The 26,516-nt window shown below is 72.6% G+C and carries 25 protein-coding genes; 12 read left to right on the top strand and 13 right to left on the bottom strand.

Features of this window, described 5'->3' with window-relative positions; translation table 11 throughout:
- Positions 1–377: 377 nt before the first annotated feature.
- Together QQX10_RS07615 and rlmC are read left to right on the top strand one after the other, a co-directional pair.
- Entirely contained in the window at positions 378–1,262 is an 885-nt protein-coding gene (locus tag QQX10_RS07615) for a hypothetical protein (protein ID WP_301118847.1), read from the top strand.
- Between the two features lie 41 nt (positions 1,263–1,303).
- Positions 1,304–2,455, top strand: a complete 1,152-nt coding sequence (gene rlmC, locus QQX10_RS07610; protein WP_301118848.1) for a 23S rRNA (uracil(747)-C(5))-methyltransferase RlmC — start codon at positions 1,304–1,306, stop codon at positions 2,453–2,455.
- A gap of 19 nt (positions 2,456–2,474) precedes the next feature.
- Here rlmC and greA read toward each other — a convergent pair whose 3' ends face one another.
- Positions 2,475–2,957 carry a transcription elongation factor GreA gene (greA, locus tag QQX10_RS07605; RefSeq protein ID WP_301118849.1) on the bottom strand — a complete coding sequence of 161 codons (483 nt, stop codon included), beginning with the start codon at positions 2,955–2,957 and terminating at the stop codon, positions 2,475–2,477.
- A 95-nt stretch (positions 2,958–3,052) separates the two neighbouring features.
- Positions 3,053–3,460: a DUF4307 domain-containing protein gene (locus QQX10_RS07600; protein WP_301118850.1), complete on the bottom strand. Its 408-nt coding sequence runs from the start codon at positions 3,458–3,460 to the stop codon at positions 3,053–3,055.
- 34 nt (positions 3,461–3,494) lie between these two features.
- Between QQX10_RS07600 and QQX10_RS07595 the strand changes: the two genes are divergently transcribed.
- A complete protein-coding gene (locus QQX10_RS07595; RefSeq protein WP_301118851.1) occupies positions 3,495–3,758 on the top strand; it encodes a hypothetical protein in 264 nt (87 codons plus the stop codon).
- On the opposite strand, the gene trhA is transcribed toward QQX10_RS07595, so the two are convergent.
- Positions 3,690–4,346, bottom strand: a complete 657-nt coding sequence (gene trhA / locus QQX10_RS07590) for a PAQR family membrane homeostasis protein TrhA (RefSeq protein WP_301118852.1) — start codon at positions 4,344–4,346, stop codon at positions 3,690–3,692. The two genes, QQX10_RS07595 and trhA, sit on opposite strands and share 69 nt — an antisense overlap.
- Before the next feature lie 76 nt (positions 4,347–4,422).
- Here trhA and QQX10_RS07585 point away from each other — a divergent pair, with 76 nt between their 5' ends.
- Both QQX10_RS07585 and phoH2 read left to right on the top strand, forming a co-directional pair.
- Positions 4,423–5,187 (top strand): isoprenyl transferase, encoded by a 765-nt coding sequence (locus tag QQX10_RS07585; RefSeq protein WP_301118853.1) that lies wholly within the window; start codon positions 4,423–4,425, stop codon positions 5,185–5,187.
- Between the two features lie 440 nt (positions 5,188–5,627).
- Positions 5,628–6,884 carry an RNA 5'-3' helicase PhoH2 gene (gene phoH2 / locus QQX10_RS07580; protein WP_436968570.1) on the top strand — a complete coding sequence of 419 codons (1,257 nt, stop codon included), beginning with the start codon at positions 5,628–5,630 and terminating at the stop codon, positions 6,882–6,884.
- Between the two features lie 82 nt (positions 6,885–6,966).
- Here the strand turns inward: phoH2 and QQX10_RS07575 are convergent, their stop codons facing one another.
- From QQX10_RS07575 to QQX10_RS07555, 5 genes are all read right to left on the bottom strand, one after another.
- Positions 6,967–8,049 carry an ABC transporter substrate-binding protein gene (locus tag QQX10_RS07575; RefSeq protein WP_301118854.1) on the bottom strand — a complete coding sequence of 361 codons (1,083 nt, stop codon included), beginning with the start codon at positions 8,047–8,049 and terminating at the stop codon, positions 6,967–6,969.
- A 50-nt stretch (positions 8,050–8,099) separates the two neighbouring features.
- Complete coding sequence (locus QQX10_RS07570; protein ID WP_301118855.1) at positions 8,100–8,924, bottom strand: ABC transporter ATP-binding protein; 825 nt, start codon at positions 8,922–8,924, stop codon at positions 8,100–8,102.
- Positions 8,921–9,955, bottom strand: a complete 1,035-nt coding sequence (locus QQX10_RS07565; protein ID WP_301118856.1) for a FecCD family ABC transporter permease — start codon at positions 9,953–9,955, stop codon at positions 8,921–8,923. The genes QQX10_RS07570 and QQX10_RS07565 overlap by 4 nt, the downstream gene beginning before the upstream one ends.
- Positions 9,952–10,947, bottom strand: coding sequence for a FecCD family ABC transporter permease (locus QQX10_RS07560; RefSeq protein WP_301118857.1), 996 nt, complete (start codon positions 10,945–10,947; stop codon positions 9,952–9,954). Before QQX10_RS07560 ends, QQX10_RS07565 begins: the two co-directional genes overlap by 4 nt.
- Before the next feature lie 95 nt (positions 10,948–11,042).
- Positions 11,043–12,368 carry a glutamyl-tRNA reductase gene (locus QQX10_RS07555; protein WP_301118858.1) on the bottom strand — a complete coding sequence of 442 codons (1,326 nt, stop codon included), beginning with the start codon at positions 12,366–12,368 and terminating at the stop codon, positions 11,043–11,045.
- Positions 12,369–12,412: 44 nt separating this feature from the next.
- Between QQX10_RS07555 and hemE the strand changes: the two genes are divergently transcribed.
- The 4 genes from hemE (at position 12,413) to QQX10_RS07535 (ending at position 16,833) form a co-directional block, all read left to right on the top strand.
- Positions 12,413–13,525: a uroporphyrinogen decarboxylase gene (gene hemE / locus QQX10_RS07550; RefSeq protein ID WP_301118859.1), complete on the top strand. Its 1,113-nt coding sequence runs from the start codon at positions 12,413–12,415 to the stop codon at positions 13,523–13,525.
- A 1-nt stretch (position 13,526) separates the two neighbouring features.
- Positions 13,527–14,834 (top strand): protoporphyrinogen/coproporphyrinogen oxidase, encoded by a 1,308-nt coding sequence (locus tag QQX10_RS07545; protein ID WP_301118860.1) that lies wholly within the window; start codon positions 13,527–13,529, stop codon positions 14,832–14,834.
- Between the two features lie 140 nt (positions 14,835–14,974).
- Positions 14,975–15,649 carry a hydrogen peroxide-dependent heme synthase gene (gene hemQ / locus QQX10_RS07540; protein WP_301118861.1) on the top strand — a complete coding sequence of 225 codons (675 nt, stop codon included), beginning with the start codon at positions 14,975–14,977 and terminating at the stop codon, positions 15,647–15,649.
- On the top strand, positions 15,646–16,833 hold the full coding sequence (locus QQX10_RS07535) for a ferrochelatase (protein WP_301118862.1): 1,188 nt from the start codon (positions 15,646–15,648) through the stop codon (positions 16,831–16,833). Before hemQ ends, QQX10_RS07535 begins: the two co-directional genes overlap by 4 nt.
- 140 nt (positions 16,834–16,973) lie before the next feature.
- Here the strand turns inward: QQX10_RS07535 and QQX10_RS07530 are convergent, their stop codons facing one another.
- From QQX10_RS07530 to QQX10_RS07520, 3 genes are all read right to left on the bottom strand, one after another.
- Positions 16,974–18,287, bottom strand: coding sequence for an NAD(P)/FAD-dependent oxidoreductase (locus QQX10_RS07530; protein ID WP_301118863.1), 1,314 nt, complete (start codon positions 18,285–18,287; stop codon positions 16,974–16,976).
- Positions 18,288–18,439: 152 nt separating this feature from the next.
- Positions 18,440–19,828 (bottom strand): class II fumarate hydratase, encoded by a 1,389-nt coding sequence (locus QQX10_RS07525; protein ID WP_301118864.1) that lies wholly within the window; start codon positions 19,826–19,828, stop codon positions 18,440–18,442.
- A 58-nt stretch (positions 19,829–19,886) separates the two neighbouring features.
- A complete protein-coding gene (locus QQX10_RS07520) occupies positions 19,887–20,162 on the bottom strand; it encodes an exodeoxyribonuclease VII small subunit (protein WP_301118865.1) in 276 nt (91 codons plus the stop codon).
- Between the two features lie 126 nt (positions 20,163–20,288).
- Here QQX10_RS07520 and QQX10_RS07515 point away from each other — a divergent pair, with 126 nt between their 5' ends.
- Positions 20,289–20,846: a hypothetical protein gene (locus tag QQX10_RS07515; protein ID WP_301118866.1), complete on the top strand. Its 558-nt coding sequence runs from the start codon at positions 20,289–20,291 to the stop codon at positions 20,844–20,846.
- Positions 20,847–20,856: 10 nt separating this feature from the next.
- On the opposite strand, the gene xseA is transcribed toward QQX10_RS07515, so the two are convergent.
- Positions 20,857–22,134 carry an exodeoxyribonuclease VII large subunit gene (gene xseA / locus QQX10_RS07510; RefSeq protein ID WP_301118867.1) on the bottom strand — a complete coding sequence of 426 codons (1,278 nt, stop codon included), beginning with the start codon at positions 22,132–22,134 and terminating at the stop codon, positions 20,857–20,859.
- A 31-nt stretch (positions 22,135–22,165) separates the two neighbouring features.
- Between xseA and QQX10_RS07505 the strand changes: the two genes are divergently transcribed.
- Positions 22,166–23,149 carry a 4-hydroxy-3-methylbut-2-enyl diphosphate reductase gene (locus QQX10_RS07505; protein ID WP_367281263.1) on the top strand — a complete coding sequence of 328 codons (984 nt, stop codon included), beginning with the start codon at positions 22,166–22,168 and terminating at the stop codon, positions 23,147–23,149.
- A gap of 48 nt (positions 23,150–23,197) precedes the next feature.
- Here the strand turns inward: QQX10_RS07505 and QQX10_RS07500 are convergent, their stop codons facing one another.
- Positions 23,198–24,439, bottom strand: a complete 1,242-nt coding sequence (locus QQX10_RS07500) for a DNA recombination protein RmuC (protein ID WP_301118869.1) — start codon at positions 24,437–24,439, stop codon at positions 23,198–23,200.
- 286 nt (positions 24,440–24,725) lie between these two features.
- On the opposite strand from QQX10_RS07500, the gene QQX10_RS07495 reads away from it, so the two are divergent.
- The gene (locus QQX10_RS07495) at positions 24,726–26,375 is read left to right on the top strand and encodes a peptide ABC transporter substrate-binding protein (protein ID WP_301118870.1); all 1,650 of its coding nucleotides are present in this window, start codon (positions 24,726–24,728) and stop codon (positions 26,373–26,375) included.
- Positions 26,376–26,516: the final 141 nt, after the last annotated feature.

Below are 26,516 nucleotides of genomic sequence, written 5' to 3'. Positions count from 1 at the left end.
ATGCGCCGCCGTCGCACGTCGCCACTGTTGCCACAAGCATCTGCGCGCACCCCCTTGCGAGCCCTGCTGTCCTCAGCAGATCATTGCACAGGCATGGGGGTGCAAACCAGGTCAAAAGGTGCGTCGGTCGCATCGCCCGGCGGGGTCCGCCCTCGCCCCGGCCGTGGACCGCGGGACGTTCGCCGAGGCGGGCGTGGGTCGCCACGGGCCCCTGGGCCGATCCGGGCCCGCGGGCTATGCTCGCGAATGCACGGCGTATCGGGGACGATCGCCGCCGATGCTCGGGACCAGGATGACGTCCCAACGGTTCAGCTCAGGGTGACGGGGGTCTGCCAGGGATCTGAGTCACGGCGGCGATGGCGCGGGAGGGGGCGAGCATGAGCGTGAGGGACGTCGCGAAGAGGTATCTCAGGCCTGCGGTGGTGCGCATGCGTGGTCTGGGTGCGGTTCCTGCGGCCGTCGGGCTCGGCGTCGCCAATCTGACGTCTCGGCGGAGCGTCTGCGACCCGGGCTCGCCCTGCGTCGTCTCGCTCACCAGCTACGGGAGCCGGCTCCGGCACGTGCACCTCGTGATCGAGTCCATCGCGCGCGGCTCTCTGCGGCCCGCCCGATTGATCCTCTGGTCGGAGGACCCCGAGTTCCGGGCCTCGCCGCCGCGAGCGATCCGCCGGCTGATCTCGCGTGGCCTCGAGCTCCGCGCCTGCGAGGACCTGGGGCCCCACAAGAAGTACTTCCCGTACGTGAGCGATGACGATGCGCCCGACGGCCTCGCGCTCGTCACCTCCGACGACGACGCGATCTACCCGGTGACCTGGCTCGCCGGGCTCGCGCGGGCGCATCGCGAGATGCCCGAGGCGAACATCGCCTACCGAGCACGGATGGTGCCGGCGGCGGGTGCCGATGGCACGCTGCCGCCGTACCACACGTGGCCGGACTGCCGCACCGACGTACCGGGTCCCGAGGTCTTCCCGACCGGCGTCAGCGGCGTGCTCTACAACCCGCGGATGCAGGCGGCGCTGCGCGCTCGCGGCAGGCAGTTCGAGGACTCCGCGCCACGCGCGGACGACATCTGGCTCTACATGGTCGCGCGGAAGGAGGGCATCCCGATCCGGCAGCTCGCGGACGCGCCCGCCAACTTCCCCTACCTCCCGTTCTCGCAGGGGCGAGGCCTTGCCGAGACGAACTACCTGCAGGGTGGCAACGATCGCCAGTTCGCGGCGACCTCGACGCTGCTCGGTGTCCCGTCGGCGCGTGCCCGGTGACTCCCGAGCCGCGGACGCCTGCGCGCGCCTAGACTCCACGGGTGCGCTGCGACTACTACGACTCGGGGCGGTGCCGGTCGTGCACGCTCATCGAGACGCCGCACGCGGTGCAGGTGGCCGACAAGCAGGCCGGGCTCGAGCGGCTGGTCGCCCAGGGCGCGCCCGGTGCTCGCCCGGAGTGGCTGCCCCCGCTGCTGAGCGCCGAGTCCGGCTTCCGCACCAAGGCGAAGATGGTGGTCGCCGGCTCGGTCGACGCGCCCACCATCGGCATCCTCGACCCGGCCGGCCGCGGCGTCGACCTGCGGGGCTGCCCGCTCTACCCGGAGCCGCTCTCCGCATCGTTCCCCGTCCTCGCGGAGCTGATCACCCGCGCCCGGCTCGAGCCCTACGACGTGCCGGAGCGCCGCGGCGAGCTCAAGCACGTGATCGTCACCCTGGCGCCGTCCGGCGACCTGATGGTGCGGTTCGTCATGCGGTCCACCGAGGCGCACGCACGTCTGGTCAAGCACCTGCCGTGGCTGCGTGAGCGCCTGCCCGCGCTCGCGGTCGCCACGCTGAACGTGCTGCCCGAGCACAAGGCGGTCACGGAGGGCGAGCGCGAGATCGTGCTGACGGAGCGCGCGTCCCTCACGATGGAGCTGGGCGCCGTGGCGCTGCACCTGCGCCCGCAGAGCTTCTTCCAGACCAACACCGCGATCGCGCGCGACCTCTACGCGCAGGTCGCCGGCTGGGTCGACGAGTCCGCGCCCGCCACCGTGTGGGATCTCTACTGCGGCGTGGGCGGCTTCGCGCTCCACTGCGTGCGCGAGGGGCGCCGTGTCACCGGGGTCGAGGCGAGCGAGCAGGCCGTCGCGAGCGCGCGGCTCAGCGCCGCGGAGATGGACGATGCGGGGGTCGCCGGGGCAGACGGGGCGACCTTCGTCGTGGGGGACGCCGTCGCGTGGGCGACGTCGCAGCCGGCGGTCGCCGACGTCGTGGTGGTCAACCCGCCACGACGCGGCATCGGCGTCGAGCTGGCGGCGTGGCTCGAGGCGAGCGGCGTGTCGCGGGTGGTCTACTCCAGCTGCAACGCCGTCACCCTCGCGCGCGACCTCGCGGCGATGCCCTCGCTGGTGCCCGTCCGGGGGCGGCTGCTCGACATGTTCCCGCACACCACGCACTACGAGGCCGTGGTGCTGCTGCAGCGGCGCTGAGCGTCCGCGGCGCGCGGGCTCAGCCGCCGAAGGGCTCCGCGGAGATGACCTCGACGGCGATCTCCTTGCCGTTGGGCGCCTGGTAGGACGTCGTCTCGCCGGCCTTGAGGCCGATCAGCGCGGCGCCGAGCGGCGACTGCGCGCTGAACACGTCGAGGTCGGTGCCCTCGGCGATCTCGCGGGAACCCACGAGGAAGCGCATCTCACGCCCCATGACGGACGCGGTCACCACGGTGCCGGCGGCGATGGTGCCGTCGAACTGCACCTCGCCGACGTGCGCGTTGGCGAGCTTGCGGCGCAGCTCCTCGATGCGCGCCTCCATCTTCGCCTGCTCGTCTCGCGCGGCGTGGTAGCCGCCGTTCTCCTTGAGGTCGCCCTCCTGGCGGCGCTCGTCGATCTCCTTCGCGATCGCGGCGCGGCCCACGTTCACCAGGTCGTCGTACTCCGCCTGGAGGCGGTCGTACGCCTCCTGGGTGAGCCAGGTTCCGGTGGTCTCGGTCACGTCGTTCTCCTCACGGATGGGATAGGTGAGGATAGCAAGCGCCCACGGGGGCACCCAAGTCCGCGCGTCGCCGGGCGCGGCGGGGACGATGCGCGTCAGCCGTCCGCGACGCAGCCCTGGACGGTGGCCGTGGTCGCCTCCTCGGTGGTCACCACGGGGGTGGTCAGCCGCTGCTCCGCGCCGTCCGCGCGGTCCACGTGCACGGCGGCGACGCCCACCTCGGTGAAGCGATCGTTCAGCGCCCGCACCGTGCATGTCGCGCCCGCGTCGGTGTAGAGGTACACCTCGTACGTCGCGGTCACCTCGGTCGGGGAGGTGACGGTGAAGCCGACGTCCTTCCACCGCACCGGCTGCGACTGCATCTGGACGGCGACCCAGGCCGTGATGCCGATGAGCGCGGCCAGGCCGAGCGACACGAGCACCCAGCCGCGGGCGCTGAGCCGGGGCAGCGCCGAGGACTCCTCCTCGAACGCGGCGGCCTCATCGGCGGGCGGGGTGCTCATGATGAGGCAGGATAGTCGGGTCAGAAGGGTGGACATGTCGTCAGACTTCAGCGGCGGGCCGGGATTCCTCGCGTTCCTCGCCACGTTCGGGCTCGTGATCGCGGGCGTGATCCTGTTCCTGTCGCTCAGCCGGCACCTCAGGAAGGTGCGGGCGCAGGCGGCGAAGGAGGCGGCGGAGGCCGCCGCGGCAGGCGACGTGCAGGCGACCGCCGCATCGTCCCCCGAGCCGTCAGGCGACGGCGAAGGCGGCGAGCGAGGCGGCGATGAAGTGGCAGACGAACCCGGCGATCGTCAGTGAGTGGAAGATCTCGTGGAACCCGAAGTACCGGGTCGATCCGCGAGGCCACTTGGTGCCGTAGATGATGGCGCCCACGGTGTAGCAGAGGCCGCCGACGATCACGAGGACCACCACGGCCATGCCGCCCGCCTCGTAGAACGGCTTGATGAACCCGATCGCGACCCAGCCCAGCGCGACGTAGATGGGCACGTACATCCACCGCGGGGCGCCCAGCCACAGCACGCGGAAGAGCAGCCCGAGCAGCGCGCCGCCCCACACGATCGCGAGCACCCAGGTCCTCGCCGGGTTGTCGAGCAGCAGCACCGTGAGCGGGGTGTAGGTGCCGGCGATGATCAGGAAGATGTTGGCATGGTCCATGCGCCGCAGCACGGCCTGGGTCTTCGGTGACCAGTTGCCGCGGTGGTAGACGGCGGAGGTGCCGAACAGCATCACCGCGGTGAGGGTGAAGATCGCGAAGGAGATGCGCCCGGGGAGCGTCGGCGCGACCGCCGTCAGCACCAGCCCGGCGACCAGCGCGAGCGGCGCCGCTCCGAGGTGAAGCCAGCCGCGCATCAGCGGCTTGCCCTGCACGGGGAGGTTCTCAGCCATGAACCTACGATACCGTAGGTTACGGCGCGGGAGTACGGTGGTCTCGGCCCCTGCCGCCCCCCGAGAACGGATGTCGATGGCACTCAGATCGCTCCTGTACGGAACGTACGAGAAGCGGCTGGCGCGCACCCTGAAGCGGGAGGGCCAGGCTCCCCGCCACATCGGCGTCATCCTCGACGGCAACCGCCGCTGGGCCAAGCAGTCGGGCGCGTCCACGGCCCACGGCCACCAGGCCGGCGCGGACAAGATCACCGAGGTCCTCGAGTGGTCGCAGGAGGCGGGCGTCGAGGTGGTGACGCTGTGGATGCTCTCGACCGACAACCTCGCGCGCGACCCCCAGGAGCTCGCGCCGCTGCTCGAGATCATCGCCGCCGCGGTCGAGCGGCTCGCGGACGACGGCCGGTGGCGGCTGCGGCATGTGGGCGACGCGTCGCTGCTCCCGGCTGACACGGCCGCCCGCCTCGCGGCGGCCGTGGTCCGGACCGACGATGCGCCCGGGCTGCAGGTCAACGTGGCCGTGGGCTACGGGGGCCGGCACGAGATCGCGGAGGCGGTGCGCGGCTTCCTGCGCGCCGGGGTCGACGCGGGCCACTCGCTCGAGGAGGTCGCGGAGAGCTTCTCGGTGGAGCACATCGCCGACCACCTCTACACCAAGGGGCAGCCGGATCCCGACCTGGTGATCCGCACGTCGGGGGAGCAGCGCCTGGGCGGGTTCCTGCTGTGGCAGTCCGCTCACTCGGAGTTCTACTTCTGCGAGGCGTACTGGCCGGACTTCCGCCACATCGACTTCCTGCGCGCGCTGCGCGCCTTCTCCCAGCGCGAGCGCCGGCTCGGCCGCTGACGGGCGCGGCGAGGCATCGTCGCACCCCGGTCCCCCGCGATGCTCCGCACGGTTTCGTCCCCGACACGCCGGCCACGAGGGACGATGCGCGGGCGGGGTCCGGCGGGTCGTCGCCCGAACCGTGCGGAGCAACGGGGAGGGGACACGCCCGGGCGCGGGATGCGAGTTACAAACGTGTGAACAATTGGGCGATCCTCTCCCGCTTCCCGCCGTTCCGGGCGTAGCGTCGGCCTCGTGGTAACAACACGACGTCGACCCGGACCCGAGCCGACGTAACCGACCGCCGCAGGGCGCTCGGTGCCCTGCGGCCTGATTCGCTGGGAGCACCGTTGACCACCTCGCCTAGCACCGTCCCCACCACCTCCACCGACTCGGCGTTGGAGACGGAGGTCCGCACGTTCGTGCTGGACACGTCCGTCCTGCTGTCGGATCCGCGAGCGATGAAGCGCTTCGCGGAGCACGCGGTGGTCCTCCCCGTGGTCGTCATCACGGAGCTCGAGGCGAAACGGCATCACCCGGAGCTGGGGTACTTCGCCCGGTCGGCGCTGCGGATGCTCGACGAGCTGCGCGTCCTCCACGGCAAGCTGGACGAGCCGGTCGCGGTGAACCAGACCGGCGGAAGCCTGCGGGTCGAGCTCAACCACACCGACCCCGAGGTGCTGCCCTCGGGATTCCGACTGGGTGACAACGACACCCGCATCCTCGCGGTCGCCGCGAACCTCGCCGCCGAGGGCCACTCCGTCACGGTGGTGTCGAAGGACCTGCCGATGCGCGTCAAGGCCTCGGCGCTGGGCATCGAGGCGGAGGAGTACCGCGCGGAGCTCGCCGTCGAGTCCGGCTGGACCGGCATGCGCGAGATCCAGCTGACCGACGAGCAGATGGCCTCCCTGTGGGAGCACGAGTCGCTGCCCGCCCCGCACCCCGCCGACTGCGGCGAGGACCTCGCGCAGCTCCCCGTGCACACGGGCCTGGTGATCCACGCCGGCCGCGGCAGCGCGCTGGGCCGCGTGACCGACGACGGCTCGGTGCGGCTGGTCCGCGGCGACCAGGAGGTCTTCGGCATCCATGGCCGCTCCGCGGAGCAGCGGATCGCGATCGACCTGCTGCTCGACGAGTCGGTCGGCATCGTGTCCATGGGCGGCCGCGCCGGCACCGGCAAGTCCGCTCTCGCGCTGTGCGCGGGCCTCGAGGCCGTCATGGAGCGCCGCCAGCACAAGAAGATCATGGTGTTCCGCCCGCTCTATGCGGTCGGCGGCCAGGACCTGGGCTACCTGCCCGGCTCCGAGGCCGAGAAGATGAACCCGTGGGCGCAGGCGGTCTTCGACACGCTCGGCGCGATGGTCTCCGGCGAGGTGCTCGAGGAGGTCATGGCGCGCGGGATGCTCGAGGTCCTGCCCCTCACCCACATCCGCGGCCGCTCCCTCCACGACGCCTTCGTGATCGTCGACGAGGCCCAGTCGCTCGAGCGCAACGTGCTCCTCACGATGCTCAGCCGCATCGGCCAGCAGTCGCGCGTGGTGCTCACGCACGATGTCGCCCAGCGCGACAACCTGCGGGTGGGCCGCCACGACGGCATCGCGGCGGTGATCGAGGCGCTCAAGGGTCACCCGCTGTTCGCGCACATCACCCTCGAGCGCTCCGAGCGCTCGGCGGTCGCCGCGCTGGTCACGGACATGCTGGAGCGCCTGGACCTCTAGCCCGGCCCGCATCGTCCCGACACGCGACGAGGCCCCGCCCCCTCACGAGAGGGGAGCGGGGCCTCGCTGCGTGCGGCGTGGGTCAGGCGGCGGCCTCGGTGGCCGGGTCGCCGTCGAGGGCGGCCTCGAGCAGCGGCACCATGTGCTCGATCGTGTAGGCGATCGAGGACGGCGAGTTCGCGAAGAACGCGCCCTCCAGCACGGTGTCCGTCAGCCAGACGTTGCCGCCGGTGGTCGTCGAGTTGAGCGACGCGAACAGCGGCAGCGCCTCGAGGGAGTCCTTGGCCTCCGGCGTGGTCGCGACCTGCCAGACCACGGAGTCGAGGTCGCCGAGCACGGTGTCGAGCTGCTCGGCGCTGATCTGCAGCCACGCGGCGTCGGTGCCCTCGACGGCGGTGACGTCGAGGCCCACGCTCGCGAGGAACTGGTTGCGGGTGTCGGTGGCGGCGTACACGAAGGCCTGGCCCTCGTAGAAGCCGCCGACCTGGGAGGTGAGGCCCTCCCACTCGGGGTGCGCCTCGCGCACGGCGGCGAACTCGGCGTCGATGTCCGCGAGGATCTCGATGGCCGTGTCGGAGGTGCCGGTGGCGGCGGCCAGCAGGGTCAGCTCGTCCGCGAGCGAGACGCCCCACTCGACGGTCTCCACGCCATCGGAGCCGGTCGCGGGACGGGTCACCACGGGGGCGATGCCGGACAGCAGGTCGTACTCCTCCTGGGTCATGGTGTGGTTGGGGTAGGTCGCGACGATCAGGTCGGGCTCGAAGGACGCGATGAGCTCCGCGTCGTAGGTGCCGGAGCCGGGCACGAAGGTCTCTGGGGTTGCGCCCGCGGCCTCCATGTCGGCCACGGCCCACGGGCCGGTGCCGAGCTCGTAGTCCTGCCACGACTCGGGCACCGCGACGGGGGCCACGCCGAGCGCGTAGAGGTACTCGTGCTCGTGGGAGCCGAGCGTGACGACGCGCTGCGGCTCGGAGTCGATGGTGACCTCGCCCATCACGGTGTCGAGGGTCACCGGGAAGGCGGCGGCCTCGGTGGCGGTCTCCGCCGGGGAGGCGCTCTCGGTCGCCTCGGCGTCGGTGGTGCCCGACGAGCAGGCGGCGAGGACGAGCGCGGCGACCGCGGCCATCCCGATCGCCGCGGCGCGGCGCTGGGTGGAGGTGATCATGGGTTTCCTTTCCTGGGGAACGGTGCCTGGACGGCTGGGGTGAAGGGACGTCAGGGGGTGGGTCGCGGGTCGGGGCCGTGGTCGCGCGCCCCGCCGGGCCCGTGCGCCGGCACCACCAGGGGCGTGCCGGTGACGGGGTCGGGAAGCACGCGCGCCTCGAGGGAGAAGACGCGCCGGATCAGGTCCTCGGTGAACACCTCGGCGGGCGCGCCGGACGCGGCGACCTCGCCGTCGTGCATCGCGATCACGTGGTGGGCGTACCGCGCGGCCTGGTGAAGGTCGTGCACCACCATGACGATGGTGCGCTGCTGCCGGTTGTTGAGGCGGTGGAGCAGGTCGAGCACGTCGAACTGGTGGGCGATGTCCAGGTAGGTGGTGGGCTCGTCGAGCAGCATCAGCGGCGTGTCCTGCGCGAGCGCCATCGCGATCCAGGCGCGCTGCCGCTGGCCTCCCGAGAGCTCGTCGACCACGGCGTCCTGGATCTCGGTGAGCGCGGTCGAGTGGAGCGCGGACATCACCGCGGTCTCGTCGGCGGCGCTCCACGGCCGGAGCACCTTCTGATGCGGCGTCCGTCCGCGCGCCACGAGCTCCTTGACCGTGATCCCGGCGGGCGCGATGGGCGCTTGGGGGAGCAGGCCGACGCGGCGCGCCACCTCGCGCGTCGGGATGCGGTGGATGTCGTCGCCGTCCAGCAGCACCGTGCCCTCGCTCGGCTCGAGCAGCCGGACCAGGGCCCGGAGCAGGGTCGACTTGCCGCAGCCGTTGGGTCCGACGATCGCGGTGATCTGCCCGTCGGGCACGGCCACGTCCACGCCGCGCACGATGGGCGCGCCGCCGTAGCCGATGACCGCGCCGCGGGTCTCCAGTCTGGTCATGCGGGACCTCCTCGGGATGCGCGCCAGACCAGCCAGAGCAGGTACGGCGCCCCCACGACGGCGGTGAAGATGCCGACGGGGAACTGCAGGGTGGCGGGCATCTGCTGCGCGAGCTGGTCGGCGGCGAGCAGCAGGGTGGCGCCCATGAGGGCGGACGGGATGAGCGTGGCCCCGGCGTTGCGGGTGACGCGCAGCGCGAGCGCGGGCGCCACCAGGGCGATGAACCCGACCGGGCCCGTCACGGCGACGGCGCCGGCGGCGAGCAGCACCGAGCACACGGCGAGGGTGGCGCGGGCCGGCCCGACGGCGATGCCGAGCCCCCGCGCGGTGTCCTCGCCCATCTCCATGGTCCGCAGCGCGCGGGCGTTCCACAGCACGATCGGCGCCAGCACGGCCATCACGATCGCGGCGACGGTGACGTGCGTCCAGGTGCGGCCCGTGGTGGTGCCGACGAGCCAGGCGAGGGCGTTCCCCGCGTCGTGCACGTCCATGCGCGTGAGCAGGTACTGGGTGGTCGCCTGGGCGACGAACCCGACGGCGATGCCCGCGAGGATCAGTCGGAGGGGGACGATGCCCCGGCGCCTCCACGACAGCGCGAGGATCAGCGCGGCCGTCGCGAGCGCCCCGGCGGCCGCCGCGGCGGCGGTGACCCAGAGGGACGATGCGGTGACGAGCCAGATGGTGAGCACCGCGCCCGTGCCGGCGCCCATGCTGATGCCGATGAAGTCGGGGGATGCGAGCGGGTTGCGCGTGAGCGACTGCAGGATGGCGCCCGAGAGCCCCAGCATGGCCCCGACCAGCACCGCGGTGAGGGCGCGCGGCGCGCGGACCTGACCGACGATGAAGTCCGCCGGTGCCCCGACGGGGATGCCGACCGCGGCGCGGAGGGAGTCCAGGACGCCGATGTCGGCCTTGCCCGCGGACAGCGCGAACAGCAGCAGCGCGGCCAGGAGGGCGAGGAGCGCCAGCCCGACCGCGAAGGTCCGGCGGTGCGTGGTGATGCCCAGGGGCCCGAGGCGCAGGATCCTCACAGCTCCACCACCTTCATGCGTCGCGCCATGAGCGCGAAGATGATGCCGCCGATGAAGGCGGTGGTGATGCCGACGCCGATCTCGCCCGGAGGCGCGATCACCCGCCCGACCACGTCGCAGACGAGCATCAGCGCCGCGCCACCGAGCGCGCTCACGATCACGAGCCACGGGAGGGATGCGCCCACCAGCGCGCGGGCCAGGTGGGGCACGGCGAGGCCGACGAAGACGATCGGTCCCGCCGCGGCGGTCGCGGCGGCCGCGAGCAGCGTGACGAGCACGATGACGACCGTCCGGACCCCGCCGATGCGCACGCCGAGCGAACGGGCGGTGTCCTCGCCGAGCGCCACCGCCTCGAGCTGGCGCGAGGCGACCAGCGCCGCCGCGATCGCGACCAGGACCACCGGGACGAGCGCGGCGACGTCGTCCGCCTGTCGGCCCGTGAGCGAGCCGGCGACCCAGAGCCGGAACTGGTCGAGCGTCGCGTCGTCGACCATGAGGACGGCGTAGGTGACCGAGGAGATGAGGGCGGTGAGCGCGACGCCTGCGAGGGCGAGCCGCACGGGTGCGCCGGCGGCCGCGCCTCGCGCGCCGATCGCGTAGACGATCACGGCGGCGAGCCCCGCGCCGATGAACGCCAGCGGGACCTGGGCGGCGAAGCCCGTGGCGAGACCCGTCGAGAGGCCGAGCACCACTGCGAGCGACGCGCCGGCGTTGATCCCGAGCAGCCCGGGGTCGGCGAAGGGGTTGCGCGTGAGCGCCTGCATGAGCGCGCCCGCCACGCCGAGCGCGGCGCCCGCGAGCAGCCCGATCACGGTGCGCGACGCACGGAGCTCCCGCACGATCTGCTGCAGGGGATCGGTCGGGTCGTACCGGACGATCGCCTCCCACACCGTGCCGAGGTCGATGCTGCGCGAGCCGATCGCCAGCGACAACGCGACGGCCACGAGCAGCACCGCGGCGGCGGCGAGCGTGACAAGGGCGCGCGTGCGCATTCGACTCCTCGGGACGGGGCGCACGGACATCGTGCTTCAGGGAAGGTTTGCCTAACCTAGCCCATCGCGAGCGATTAAAGCAACGCGGACGTTGGCTAAATGGCGTCCGTCGAGGTGGTCGACGATGCGCCGTCCGCGTCGATCGCCGGAGCCGGGCACGCGTCGTCCGGCACCGCCACGTCGATGCCGTACAGGGCGCGGATCGCATCGAGGTAGATCGACGACTCGCCCGCCTGCGCGTGCTCGCGCGCCCGCACCGTCGGGGTGTGGAGGAGGGTCTTGGCGAAGCGACGCAGCGCCTGCTCCGTCTCGTCGGCGCGCGCGATCGCCTCGGGCGAGGCGCCGGACGCCGGTCGGATCCGCGCGATCTCCCGCTCGAGGAGCCCGAACACATGCTCGCGGAGCGCCACCACGGCGGGGTCGAGGGAGCGGGCCGTCTCGCCGTCCCCGAAGCGTGCGACGGCGTGCGCCACGATGGATCGCGCGGCCTCGATCGCGCCCACGGACTCGCCGGGGGCGTGCTCGCCCACCTGGTCGAGACCGATCACGGTGACGCCGCGCAGGCCGGCCACGCCGGGGGCGACGTCGCGATGGAGCGCGAGGTCCACGATCGTCAGCGGGTGGTCGATGCCGTGCCGCGCGGCGGCGACCAGCGGCGAGGTCACCACCACCGACTCCCCGCCTGAGCACGTCACCACCACATCGGCCTCTCGGATCGCCATCTCCAGGCCGGCCGCCGTGATCGCGTCCATGCCGTGGCGGACGGAGAACTCGAGGGACCGGCCCGACGGCGAGTAGACGCCGAAGATCCGGGCGCCGCGGCCGTTCAGCACGCCGACCGCCGTCTCGGCGAGCGCCCCGGTGCCGATCAGCAGCACGCGGGCGTCCTCCCACTCGACCGTGTCGGAGGCGAGGTCGAAGGCGACGGACACGACGGAGCGGCCCGAGGTGCCCAGGCCGGTCGACGAGGCGACCACGCGCGACGTCCTCAGCGCCGACTGGAACAGCCGGTCGAGCCGCGGGGTGATGTGGTGCCGGCGCTGCGAGTCGAGGTGCGCGCGCCGGACCTGGCCGGAGATCTCGCGCTCGCCCACCACCATCGACTCGAGGCCGGAGGTCACGGACAGCAGGTGCTGGACCGCATCGTCGCCCTCGAACGGCATCAGCGAGTCCTCGACCGAGCGGGGGTCGAGCTGGCTCAGCTCGGCGATCGCCTCGACCACCTGGTGCCGCGCGGTCTCCAGGTCCTCCGCCTCGACGTAGACCTCGAAGCGGTTGCATGTCGGCAGCACCACGGCACCCGTCACCGCGCCATGACGGTCCACGAGCTCGGCCGCGAGGCGGTCGGCGCCGACCTGCAGCTGCTCGAGGATCGCGAGGTCGCGGTTGCGGTGGCTGGCCACCAGGGACAGGAGAGGCACCGCACAATTCTGACACGGGACCCCGGCAGGGCAGAATCGTCCTCATGCATCCGTCGTCCGCGACCCCCGACCCCAGCCTGCTCGCCCCGGACCATCCCCTCGCCGACGGGCGCGTCGCTGACGCGCCGCTGCTCGCCGCGCTGCGCGGAGAGCAGCCCGCGCATCGTCCCGTCTGGTTCATGCGGCAGGCGGGCCGGTCGCTGCCGGAGTACCGCGAGGCCCGCCGCGGCACCACCATGCTGGAGTCCTGCCTCACGCCCGAGCTGGCGACCGAGATCACGCTGCAGCCCGTCCGCCGCTACGGCGTCGACGCGGCGATCTTCTTCTCCGACATCGTGGTGCCGATGCGCCTCGCCGGGGTCGGCGTCGACATCGCCCCCGGGGTGGGACCGGTGTTCGAGCGGCCGATCCGCACCATGGACGACGTCGAGGCGCTGCCCCAGCTGGGAGAGCCGGGCGACAGGGGCGCCTTCGACACGGCGCTCGACGTGATCCGCGAGACCGTCCGCCTCACCACGGCGCAGCTCGGGGAGACCCCGCTCATCGGCTTCGCCGGCGCTCCCTTCACCCTGGCCGCCTACATGGTCGACGGCCGCCCGTCGCGCGACCACCTGGGCGCGCGACGGCTCATGCTCGCGGCGCCCGACGTCTGGGCCGCGCTGAGCGCGTGGACCTCCCGAGCCGCCGGACTGTTCCTCCGCGCGCAGGTGCTCGCCGGTGCCTCCGCGGTCCAGCTGTTCGACTCGTGGGCCGGTTCGCTGGCGGCGTCCGACTACGAGGAGTCGTGCCTGCCCTTCTCCGCCGCCGCCCTCTACGCGGTCGCCGACCTGCCGGTGCCGCGCATCCACTTCGCCGCCCACGGCTCGCACCTGCTCGCCCCGATGGCTCAGGCGGGCGCGACGGTCATGGGCGTCGACTACCGGCTGCCGCTCGACGCGGCGTCCCGCCTGCTCGGCGGGGCCTACCCGCTCCAGGGCAATGTCGACCCCGCGCGCCTCGACGCCCCCGCGGACGTGCTCGCGAGCCACGTGCTCGACGTGCTCGCGCGCGGAGCGGAGGCCCCGGGCCACGTGGTGAACCTCGGCCATGGAGTGCCGCCCGAGACGGATCCCGACCAGCTGCAGCGCGTGGTCGACCTGGTCCACGAGCGCGGCTGACATGTCGGCACGCGTGATCGTCGTCGGCGGCGGCGTCGCCGGTCTGCTGGCCGCGCGCCGCCACGCGCGCGACGGGGCGGAGGTGACGGTGCTCGAGGCTGCGGATCGCTGGGGCGGCCGCGTCAGCGCGCACGAGGTCCACGGGCTGCTGCTGGACGCCGGCGCCGAGTCCTTCGCCACGCGCAGCGCCGCGGTCGCGGACCTGGCGCGCGGTCTCGGGCTCGGCGGCGACCTGGTCGCCCCGACCCGCCGGCCTGCGTGGGTGGTGAGCCCCGACCGTGCGTACGCGCTCCCCATCACCGGCTGGCTCGGCATCCCCACGCGCCCCCTGCAGCCCGACGTGCGGCGGGTCATCGGCTGGGCGGCCGCGGTCGACGCCGCCCTCGAGCGTGGACGTCCGCTCGGCGATGTCGCCGACGATGCGACCGTCGGGTCGCTGGTGCGATCGCGGCTGGGAGAGCGGGTCGCGCGGATGCTCGTGGCGCCGGTGCTGCAGGGCGTGTACTCGCGCCCGCTCGACGAGCTGCCGTTGGCGGCGATCGACCCGACCCTGCCTGCTCAGCTGCGGGCCGCGGGCAGCCTCACCGCGCTGGCGGAGCGCCGGCGTGCCCTCGCGCCCGCCGGGTCGGCCGTGCTCGGCGTGCGAGGCGGCATCTGGCGCATCGCGCAGGCGCTCGCGGACGCGGCGCTCGCCGACGGCGTCCGCCTGCTCGGCGGCACCGAGGCGGAGTCGGTCGTGCGCGCGGACGGCGCGTGGCACGTGCGCGCCGGCGGCGGCACCATGACCGCGGACACGCTGGTCCTCGCCACCACCGCTGCCGTGGCGGGGCGCCTGGTCCCCGCGCTCGACACCGCACCCGAGGCTGCGGCCCGCCGGGTCGCGCTCGTGACGCTGGTGCTCGACGCGCCCGCGCTCGACGCCGCCCCGCGCGGCACCGGGGTGCTCGCGACGGATGGCGTGACCCGCGCGAAGGCGCTCACCCACGCGACCGCGAAGTGGCGGTGGCTGCGCGAGGCGGCCGACGGTCTGCACGTGGTGCGCCTGTCCTACGCGCTGCCGGATCCGGACGAGGACGTCGCCGCGCACGCCGTCGACGATGCGGCGCGGCTGCTCGGCGTGCCGCTCGCGCCGCCGCAGGTCCGCGCGTCCCGGACGGTGGTGTGGGACGACGCGTCCCCCGCGCGGGTGCCCGACAGGGCGCCGCTGCCGGGGCTCGAGCTGGTCGGATCGGCGGCCGGGCTGAGCGGGCTCGCCGCGATCGTCGGCGCGGAGCAGCGCCCCACCCCCGGACAGCCCGCACGGAGCTGATCCCGACACGCCGCGCCCACGGGACGATGCGCGCGCCGGCCGCGGCGTGTCGCCGCGGATTCCGTGCGGAGCGTCCGGGGGAGAGGAGGAGCGGGGCGCAGATTTCGCCCCGGGGCGCACGGCGGGGGAAGATGGGTCGCATGAGCGACTCCCCTCACGGCTTCACGCTGTTCTCCGTGCTCGACGGGCTGCTGCACGCCCCCGACGAGGACCTCGCCGACGTGGTCGAGCACTTCGACTCCGCGGTCACCGAGCTCGCCGAGCACGACGTGGTCCTGCGCGGCATCTACGACGTCTCCGGGCTGCGCGCGGACGGCACCGTCATGCTGTGGCTGCACGGCCCGGTCCTCGAGGACCTGCAGCTCGCGCTGCGCGAGCTGCGCGCCACCGAGCTCCTCGCGGAGACCACGCTCACGTGGTCCGCCGCGGGCGTGCACCGCGACGCCGAGTTCAACAAGCGCCACGTGCCGGGCTTCCTGCGCGGCGAGCGCGCACGCGACTGGCTGACGGTCTACCCGTTCGTGCGGTCCTACGAGTGGTACCTGCTCCCCGAGGAGGAGCGCTCCGTCATGCTCCGCGAGCACGGCATCGCGGGCGCGAAGTACTCGGGGGTCGTCGCGAACACCGTCGCCGCCTTCGCGCTGGGCGATTACGAGTGGCTGCTGCCGATGGAGGCCGACGACGTCACCGAGCTGGTCGACATGATGCGCGACCTCCGCTACACGGAGGCCCGGCGCCACGTGCGCGAGGAGCTGCCCTTCTACACCGGTCGCCGCATCACCACCGCCGAGGCCGTGGAGGTGCTCGCGTCATGACCGAGGCCGTCGCCCTGCCGCCGCTCGCCGCATCGTCCCGCACCCTGCCCGCCGCGACCTACGACGCGATCCTCCTCGCAGGCTTCGGCGGCCCCGAGGGCCAGGAGGACGTGATCCCCTACCTGCGCAACGTCACCCGCGGCCGGGGCATCCCCGACGAGCGGCTCGAGGAGGTGGCGCACCACTACCGCCACTTCGGCGGCATCAGCCCGATCAACGACCAGAACCGCGACCTCAAGGCCGCGCTGGAGGCCGAGATCGCCGACCGCGGCCTCGACCTCCCGGTGTACTGGGGGAACCGCTTCTGGGCGCCGTACTTCGCGGATGCCCTGAAGGAGCTCCACGCGGACGGCCACCGCAAGGTGCTGGTGCTGGTCACCACCGCGTTCTCGAGCTACTCGGGCTGCCGGGCGTACCGCGAGGACCTCGCGACCGCTCTCGAGGAGACCGGGCTCGCGGGAGAGCTCGAGCTGGACAAGGTGCGCCAGTACTTCGACCACCCGGGCTTCGTGAACCCCAACATCGACGCCGTGCGTGCCGGCCTGCGGACCCTCGCGGCGCAGGGGGACGGCGCGGCGCCGCACGTCATGTTCGCGACCCATTCGATCCCGACCGCGGCGGCCGACGTCTCCGGTCCCCGCGAGGCGCGGCCCGACGGCACCGAGGTGCCGACCGGCGGCGCGGACGAGTGGTTCGCCGGCGGCGGCTGGTACGTCGAGCAGCAGCGCGCCGTCGCCGCGCTCATCATGGATGCCGTCGCGGACGAGTTCCCGACCGCGGAGTGGTCGCTGGTGTTCCAGTCGCGCTCGGGCGCGCCCGAGGTGCCGTGGCTCGAGCCCGACGTCAACGACGCGATCGAGGCGCTGCCCGCGTCGGTGACCGGCCTGGTGATCTCCCCGGTCGGCTTCGTGTCCGACCACATGGAGGTCGCGTGGGACCTCGACAACGAGGCGCTCGAGACGTGCGCGGAGCGCGGCCTGGCGGCCGTGCGCGTGCCGACCGTGGGCATCGACCCGGCGTTCGTCGCCGGCCTGATCGACCTGGTCGAGGAGCGCCACGTGACGCCCGGAGGCACGCCGCGCGACCGCGTCGCGCTCACCGGCCTGGGGCCGTGGCAGGACGTGTGCCCGACCGACTGCTGCCTGGGCCGCGCGCCCAAGCCCACGGTCGCGTCGGAGGGCTGACCCACCCCGCTCCACCGGACAGTCCGCACGGAATCGACGGCGACACGCCGTCGGGTTGGGACGATGCACGGGTTGCGCCCGGCGTGTCCGGGCCAGATCCGTGCGGAGCGTCCGGCGGCGGAGGGGGGCGGGGCCTCGCTCTAGGAGCGCGCGGCCTCCTCGAACGCGCGGCGCGGCTCCTGGATGCGGCCCATCGACACGAGGTCGCGGCGGAAGAACACCGCCGCGGTCCAGTCCAGGGCGACCCGGGCCTTGCGGTTGAAGGTCGGGATCGCGAGCAGGTGGTACGTGCGGTGCATGACCCAGGCCGGCCAGCCGCGCAGCTTGAACCCCATGGTGGTCGCGACGCCCTTGTTGAGGCCCAGCGAGGCCACCACGCCGAGGTGCTTGTGCTTGTACTCGTCGAGCGGGTCGCCCGCGAGGTGTCGGGCGAGGTTCGTGCCCAGGTGCTTCGCCTGACGGACCGCGTGCTGGGCGCTGGGAGCGCACCAGTCGCCCTCGCCCTCGACCAGGTTCGGGACCTGCGCGCAGTCGCCCGCGGCCCAGGCGCCGCCGATCGGCGCGCCCGAGTCGTCGATCACCTGGAGGGTCGCCGCCGTGTTGACGTGACCGCGGGGGCCGAGCGGCAGGTCGGAGGCCTGGATCACGGGCGAGGGCTTGACGCCGGCGGTCCACACCACCGTGTCCGCCTCGAACTCCTCGCCGTTGGACAGCACCACGTGGCCGTCGACGCAGCTCTCGAGGCGGGTCTCGAGCAGGACGCGCATGCCGCGATCCTCGAGCTCCGTCACGGTGTACGCGCCCATCTCCGGCCCCATCTCGGGCAGGATGCGCGGTGCCGCCTCCACCATCACGAAGTTGAGGTCCGAGCGGGACAGCTCCGGGTAGTAGCGCAGCGCCGCCTTGGCCATGTCCTCGGTCTCCGCGAAGGCCTCGACGCCGGCGAAGCCGCCGCCCACGAACACGAACGTCAGGAGCTTGCGGCGCAGCTCGGCGTCGGTGGTGGTCGCGGCGCGGGCGATGCGTCCCAGGACGCGGTTGCGCAGGCTGATCGCCTCCTCCACGTACTTGAAGCCGATGCCGAACTCCAGCAGGCCGGGGATGGGCAGGGTCCGCGAGACCGCGCCGAGCGCGACCACGAGCTCGTCGTACTCGACCACGAGCTCCTCGCCGAGGTCGGTGGTCGCCGTCACCCGCCGGTCGGCGTGCACGATCGAGTCGACCTTGCCCTGGAGCACGCGCACCTCGGGGAGCTCACGGCGCAGCGGCACCACGGCATGGCGCGGCTCGATGGACCCGGCGCCCACCTCTGGCAGGAACGGGGCGTACGTCATGTACGGCCGCCGGTCGAGCACGGTGATGTCGACCTTGTCGCGCGCCTTCTTCTTGAGGGTGAGCGCGGTGTAGAGGCCGACGTAGCCGCCTCCGAGGATGAGAACGCGTGTCCGGGACATGGGGAACCTCCTGCAGGGGGAACCGCGGGAGAGGTCCGCCGTGTTCCCGCGTCGCCGTCCCGCGACGGTGCGTGGAAAATCGCCCTCAATCGTACCTCGCCCCCGGGACCTACGTCCCGGGGGCGATATCGGCGCTGGTCAGCGGCGTGTTCTCAGCGGCCCACCATCGTGGTGACGTCGAGCAGCGCGTCGAGCTGCTCGAGGCTGATCTCCCCGCGCTCGACGAACCCGAGGTCGACGGTGGCCTCGCGCACCGTCATGCCCTTCTTCACCGCGTGCTTGGCGATCGCGGCGGCGTTCTCGTAGCCGATCACCCGGTTGAGCGGGGTGACGATGCTCGGGCTGGCCTCGGCGAGGAAGCGGGCGCGGTCCACGTTCGCGACGGTGCCGGCGACGGTGCGGTCCGCGAGCACGCGGACGGCCGAGGACAGCAGCCGGATCGACTCCAGGGTGCCCAGCGCCATCACGGGGATCTGCACGTTGAGCTCGAAGGCGCCGGACGCGCCCGCCCAGGCCACGGTGGCGTCGTTGCCCACGACGCGCGCGCAGACCATGAGGACGGCCTCCGGGACCACGGGGTTCACCTTGCCCGGCATGATCGACGAGCCCGGCTGGAGGTCCGGCAGCGCGATCTCGCCCAGGCCGGTGTTCGGGCCCGAGCCCATCCACCGCAGGTCGTTGCAGATCTTGGTGAGCGACACGGCGATGGTGCGCAGCGCGCCGGAGACCTCGACCAGACCGTCGCGCGCGGACTGCGCCTCGAAGTGGTTGCGGGCCTCGGTGATCGGGAGGCCGGTGTCCTCGGCGAGCAGCGCGATCACGCGCTGCGGGAATCCGGCGGGCGTGTTGATGCCCGTGCCGACCGCGGTGCCGCCGAGCGGGACCTCTGCGACGCGGGGAAGGGCGACCAGGAGGCGCTCGACCCCGTAGCGGACGGCGGCCGCGTAGCCGGAGAACTCCTGGCCAAGCGTCACCGGGGTGGCGTCCATCAGGTGGGTGCGGCCCGACTTGAAGACGTCGGCGAACTCCTCCGCCTTCGCCTCGAGCGTGGTCGCGAGGTGCTCGAGCGCGGGGATCAGGTCGCCGACGAGCGCCGCGGTCGCCGCGACGTGCACCGAGGTCGGGAAGACGTCGTTGCTCGACTGCGAGGCGTTGACGTGGTCGTTCGGGTGCACGTCCGCCCCGAGCGCGCGGGTGGCGAGCGTCGCGATCACCTCGTTGGTGTTCATGTTCGAGGACGTGCCGGAGCCGGTCTGGAAGACGTCGACGGGGAAGTGGGCGTCGTGCGCGCCGCCCGCGACCTCCTCGGCGGCGGCGACGATCGCATCGGCGATCCCCTGGTCCAGGACGCCCAGCTCCGCATTCGCGCGGGCGGCCGCCTTCTTCACCCGCGCGAGCGCCTCGATGTGGCGGCGCTCGAGGGTGATCCCCGAGATGGGGAAGTTCTCGACGGCGCGCTGCGTCTGCGCGCGGTAGAGGGCGTCGGCCGGGACGCGGACCTCGCCCATGGTGTCGTGCTCGATGCGGAACTCCGTTGTCATGGCGCCGATTCTTGCACGGAGGCGCGGGCCCGGGGACCCCCGTCGCGACGTTCCGGCGTCAGTCCTCGTCGTCCGTCGCCGCCACTCCGACGATCCCGGCGTCCGCATCGTCCTCATCGACGCCGCGTGCGGCCGCGATCCTGTCGCGGGCGCCGTCGAGCAGCGTCTGGCAGCGGGCGGCCAGCGCCTCACCACGCTCCCACAGCCCGAGCGACTCCTCGAGCGTCGCGCTGCCCGCCTCGAGCCGCGCGACGATCCCGACGAGCTGGTCGCGGGCCTCCTCGTAGGAGAGGTCGTCCACCGGTGTCTCGAGCGGGCTCGTCGCGTCAGTCACGTGCCCGACGCTACCGAATGCACTCAAGTCGAGGCGATCTCGCGCCGTTAGTCGCGTCATAACCCGTGCGATGCCCCGTCCCATGAGGCACAGCACGCATCGAGAACGAGACACGACGAGGTGGACATGTTCAGCGACGGCAACGGGCAGCAGACGGCACTGCAGAGCGCGCAGAAGGCGCTCGCGGGCAACATCAGCGACGGCGAGCTGGCAACGCTCGCGCGCTCTCCCGAGGCGAAGGTGCGCGCGGCGGCCGCGGCACACCCTGGAACGCCGATCATCACGCTGCTCAAGCTGGCGCAGGACGTCAACGCGGACGTCCGGATCGGCGTCGCGAGCAACCCGCGCCAGGGGATCCCGGTCGAGCTGTTCGAGGACCTCGCGAAGGACAAGAACGTCGACGTGGTCTATGCGCTGATCGGCAATCCCGCGGTCCCGGACCCGGTCATCGCCCGTCTGGGCCGGCAGATCCACAAGGAGTACGCGAAGCACGCGCGCGCCCGCCTCGCGGAGGCGAAGCGGTACGGCGCCGCGGCGGCTCCGGCCCCCGCCGTCCCGGCCGCGGCGGCGGAGGTCCCCGCGTTCCCGCCGACGCACCCGGCCTCGGTGGGCGAGCGCGCGCCGATCGTCGCGGCGCACCGGGTGCGCGACGATGCGCTGGACGCCCTGCTCGGGAAGGGCTGACCCTCCGCGGTCAGGTCCCGGAGACGTCGGCGGCGATCTCGCCGCGCGCGACCCGGATGCGCAGGGTGTCGCCCGGCCCGACCTGCGCGGCGTCGCGGACGATCCCGCCGGCGGCGTCCCGCACCACGGCGAAGCCGCGCTCGAGCGTGCTCAGCGGGCTGAGGGCGCGCACGCCGGCGGCGAGCTCGCGCAGCTCCGCCTCGGTGGACGAGAGGGACCTGACCAGCGCGTGACCGGCGTCCGCGCGGAGCCGCGCCGCCTCGACGGCGCGCGCCTCCAGCATGGTGCCCGGCCGGTCGAGGGCGGGACGCGACCTCAGCGCCGCGAGAGCCTGCCGCTCGCGCGAGATCCCGGCGGCGAGCGCGCCGGCCATCGACTGCCGCGCTCGCGCGATGCCGGCGGCCTCGGCCGCGGCGTCGGGGACGATGCGCTTGCCGGCGTCGGTCGGGGTCGAGGCGCGGTAGTCGGCGACCAGGTCCAGGAGAGGGCTGTCCTTCTCATGGCCGATGGCGCTGACCAGCGGGGTCGCGCACGCGGCCGCGGCTCGCACCAGCGCCTCGTCGCTGAACGGCAGCAGGTCCTCGAAGGATCCGCCGCCGCGCGCGACCACGATCACGTCCACCCGGTCGAGGCCGTCGAGCTCGCGGATGGCCGCGGTGGTCTCCGGGACCGCACGTGCCCCCTGCACCGTCACGCGGCGGATCTCGAAGCGCACGCCGGGCCACCGGCGCGTCGCGTTCTCGACGACGTCGTGCTCGGCATCGCCCTGCGTCGCGCACACCAGGCCCACCGTGCGGGGGATGAACGGGAGCGGGACCTTGCGGTCCGTGTCGAAGAGGCCCTCGCGAGCGAGCGCATCCTTGAGAGCCTCGAGCCGCGCGAGCAGGTCGCCGAGACCCACCTGGCGCACGTCGCGGCCGGCCATCTGCAAGGTGCCCTGCTTGGCCCACCACTGCGGCTTCGCGTGGATGACCACTCGCGTGCCGTCGGTCAGGTCCGTGCCCAGCGCGTCGACGGCCTTGGCGGGCAGCGTCGCGCTGAGCGACATGTGCTCGTCCGTGTCACGCAGCGTGAGGAACACCAGTTCGCGCCAGCGCTTGACGTTGAGGACCTGGCCCTCCACCCAGACCGCGGGCAGCCGCGCGATGTAGTCGGCGATCTTGGGGGACAGGTGCCGGACCGGCCACGGCCGCTCCGCGCTGGTGTCCGCCGCCGTCGCGGGAAGCGTGAGCGGTGCCCGTTCGTTGTCCCCCGGGGGCGAGGACAGGGGCGCGGGCGTCTCGGTCACGCGCCCCAGCCTGCCACGTAGGATGGAGACCATGCCCGAGACCAGCACCAAGCGTGTCCTGCTCGCCGCTCCTCGCGGGTACTGCGCCGGCGTCGACCGCGCCGTGATCGCCGTCGAGAAGGCGCTCGAGCTCCACGGGGCGCCCGTGTACGTCCGCAAGGAGATCGTCCACAACAAGTACGTGGTGGAGACCCTCGCCGACCGCGGCGCGATCTTCGTGGACGAGACGGACCAGGTACCGGAGGGTGCGCGCGTCGTGTTCTCCGCGCACGGAGTGTCGCCCGCGGTCCGTGCCGCGGCCGAGCGGCGCTCGCTGCAGACCATCGACGCGACCTGCCCCCTCGTGACCAAGGTGCACAAGGAGGCCATCCGCTTCGCGCGCGACGAGCGGACCATCCTGCTGATCGGGCACACCGGTCACGAGGAGGTCGAGGGGACCGCGGGCGAGGCGCCCGAGCACACGATCGTGGTGAACTCGCCCGACGATGTCGACACCCTCGAGGTCCCCGACCCGGAGAACGTGGTGTGGCTGTCGCAGACCACCCTCTCGGTCGACGAGACGATGGAGACCGTGCGCCGTCTGCGCGACCGGTTCCCGGCGCTCCAGGATCCGCCGAGCGACGACATCTGCTACGCGACCCAGAATCGCCAGGTGGCGGTGAAGAAGCTCTCCCCGGAGTGCGACCTGGTGATCGTGGTCGGGTCGGCGAACTCGTCGAACTCGGTGCGGCTGGTCGAGGTGGCGCTGCAGTCCGGCGCACGTGCCTCGTACCGGGTCGACCGCGCGAGCGAGATCGACGAGGCCTGGTTCGACGGCGTCACCACGGTCGGCGTGACCTCCGGCGCCTCCGTGCCCGAGATTCTGGTGCGCGACGTGCTGGACGCGCTCGCGGCGCGCGGCTACGAGACGGTCGAGGAGGTGCGGACCGCGACCGAGGACCTCATGTTCTCCCTTCCTCGCGAGATCCGAGCCGACCTCAAGGCCAAGGAGGCCGAGCGCGCGCTTCGCGCCTGAGCTGCGCCGACCGTCACGGCCCCACCCCGTGCGGGGAAGTGGCGGCCCCTATTCTCGCGCCGCCGGCTCCTGCGGGGAACCTGGTGCCCCGGAGACGAGCTCGGGAGCGGTCAGCTCGCGCGCGTCCGTGCTGATCTGGTCGACCTCGGGCAGCTCATCGCTGAGCCGCTGCATCTCGCCGAACCGCCGCGCGCTCACGAGGACGCGCGACTCGAGCGACGCGACCGTGGAGTTGTACGCGCGTCCCGCCTGATCGATCGCCTTCCCGACCTTGCCCAGGTGCGACGCGAGCGTCGACAGGCGCTCGTAGAGCTCCTTGCCCAGCGCGAGCACCTGCTGCGCGTCGCGTGCGAGGGCCTCCTCGCGCCACGCGTGCGCGACCGTGCGCAGCATCGCGACCAGCGTGGTCGGGGTCGCGATCACCACGCCCTTCCGGTAGGCGTACTCCTGCAGAGACCCGTCCTGCTCGAGCGCCGCCTGGTAGAAGGCCTCCGAGGGCACGAACATGACGACGAACTCGGGTGCCGAGGCGAACTGCTCCCAGTAGCGCTTCGCGCTCAGGTCGTCCACGTGCCGTCGCACGTGCCGGGCGTGGGCCTGGAGCCGTTCGGCGCGCACCGCATCGTCCTCCGTCTCGAACGCCTCCAGCAGGGCGACGAGCGCGACCTTGGAGTCGACGACGATGCTGCGACCACCGGCGAGCCTCACCGTCATGTCGGGGCGGAGGTTGCGGCCCTCGCCATCGCGGACCACCTCCTGCTCGGTGAAGTCGACGTGCTCGACCATGCCGGCGAGCTCGACCACCCGGCGCAGCTGGACCTCGCCCCAGTTGCCGCGCACGTCGGAACGGCGGAGCGTGTTGATGAAGTCGTCCGCCTTGCGGCCCACGCGCTCGGTCGCCGCCATCATCTGCCGGACCTGCTCGCCGAGCGCCGCCTGTCCCGCCGCCCGGGCGCGGTCGGCCTCCACCGTCTGGGCCCGCATCGTCTCGATGCTGCGCGAGAGCGGCTCGACCATCTCCCGCACGGCCTGCTCCCGTCGTGCGAGCGCCGCGCCGCCCTCCTGCTCCGACCGCCTCAGGCGCTCCTGCGCGAGGTCGAGGAACTGCTCCTGGCTGGCGCGCAGCGCCTCCGCGCTCACGGACCGGAACTCCTGGCGGAGCGCCTCCTGCTCGGCACGGCTGCGCGCGCGCTCGCGATCCTGCCGGCGCGCGGCCAGGCGGCTCATCACGGCGGCGCCCACCATGCCTCCGAGAGCGAGTCCGAGGGAGAACAGCACTATCTGGTCCATGAGGGGAGCCTGGCACGGGGGTCTGACATCTCCGACCCCGCGCAGGTTTCCTGCAGGGCGCGGCGGGATGTTGTGCGATGCGTCACATGCAAGCGCTTACACGTGTGGGCTGATTACTATTGGGTCACAAATCCCGATGGTGGGCACCCGCGAAACACTTCGTTAACGCGCAATTGTTTACCCTGTCGGGGTCGCATGTTCACTGCGTGCAACAACAGTCGGCGGTCCGAGACCCGGGCCTCCGCCTATCCCAGCCCGGTGGCAGCCGGGCGAAACAGGAGGAATAGTGAAGATCAGCAAGTCCGTGCTGGGGGGCGTCACCGTCGCGACCGCGTCGGCCCTCGTCCTCGTGGGCTGCTCGTCGTCCGGCTCGGAGACCGACACCTCGGCCTCCACCGACGGCAGCGCCTCGACCGGCGACGCCATCATCATCACCAACGGCTCTGAGCCCCAGAACCCGCTCATCCCGGTCGCGACCAACGAGACCGGCGGCGGCAAGATCGTCGACGCCCTGTGGGCCGGCCTGGTCTACTACGACGGCGACGGCGCCGCGCACAACGAGGTCGCCGAGTCGATCACCAGCGATGACTCGCAGACGTTCACCGTCACCCTCAAGGAGGGCTGGACGTTCACCGACGGCACCCCCGTGCTCGCCCACAACTTCGTGGACGCGTGGAACTGGGGCGCGGACCTCGCGAACGCCGAGCTCGCCTACAACAGCTACTTCTTCGAGCAGATCGAGGGCTTCAGCTGGGACGAGTCGGTTCCCGAGATGTCGGGCCTCGAGGTCGTCGACGACCTGACGTTCACCATCACGCTGGCCAACGCGAACGCCGAGTTCCCGCTGTCGCTGGGCTACTCGGCCTTCTACCCGATGCCCGACTCGTTCCTCGAGGCCGAGGACAAGGCGGCCTGGGGCGCGGCTCCGGTCGGCAACGGCATCTACACCCTCGCGGACGCGGCCGACTGGCAGCACGACGTCCAGATCGAGCTCGGTGTGAACCCCGACTACATGGGTGAGCGCGAGCTCGCGAACGACGGTCTGAAGATCGTCTTCTACGCCACGCAGGACGCGGCCTACGCCGACCTCCTCGCCGGCAACGTCGACGTGATCGACGGCATCCCGGACTCGGCGATCGCCACGTTCGAGACCGACCTGGGCGACCGTGCGGTCAACCAGCCGGCCGCGATCTTCCAGTCGTTCACCATCCCGGAGCGCCTCGAGCACTTCTCGGGTGAGGAGGGCAACCTCCGTCGCCAGGCGCTGTCGATGTCGATCAACCGCGACGAGATCACCGACGTGATCTACCAGGGCACCCGTACCCCCGCCTCGGACTTCACCTCGCCGGTCATCTCCGGCTGGTCGGACTCCGTCCCGGGCTCCGAGGTCCTCGAGTACAACCCGGAGAAGGCCGCCGAGCTGTGGGCCGAGGCCGACGCGATCAACGCCTGGACCGGTACCTTCCAGCTCGGCTACAACGCCGACGGTGGTCACCAGACCTGGGTCGACGCGGTGGTCAACTCCATCAAGAACACCCTCGGCATCGAGGCGGAGGGCGCGCCCTACCCGACCTTCGCCGAGTTCCGCACCGACATCTCGAACGGTGTCATCGAGACCGCGTTCCGTACCGGCTGGCAGGCGGACTACCCGTCGCTCGAGAACTTCCTCGGCCCGCTGTACTACACCGGCGCCGGCTCGAACGACGGTGACTACTCGTCGGAGGCGTTCGACACGCTGATCGACGAGGGCCGCACCGCCTCCGACCCGGAGACCGCGATCGAGAAGTTCCAGGAGGCGCAGGAGGTCCTGTTCCAGGACCTGCCCGCCATCCCGCTCTGGTACTCGAACGTGACCGGCGGCTACGCCGAGACCGTGTCGAACGTCGTGTTCGACTGGCACTCGGTCCCGCTGTTCTACGAGATCACCAAGAACTAAGCGGATCGACGGCCCGTCCCGCCTCGCGCGGGGCGGGCCGTCGCACGTCCGGACGAGCGCCCGCGTCCCGCCATCAGCGGAGAACGCGGCGGGTATCCTGCCACGAGCGGGGGTCCCAGCCTCGTCCCAGTAGAATCGGCC

The sequence above is a fragment of the Demequina lignilytica genome (genome assembly GCF_030418305.1).
Lineage (GTDB): Bacteria > Actinomycetota > Actinomycetes > Actinomycetales > Demequinaceae > Demequina > Demequina lignilytica.
The sequence above is the reverse complement of the archived record's forward strand: the minus strand, read 5'-3'. Positions and strand labels throughout refer to the sequence as shown.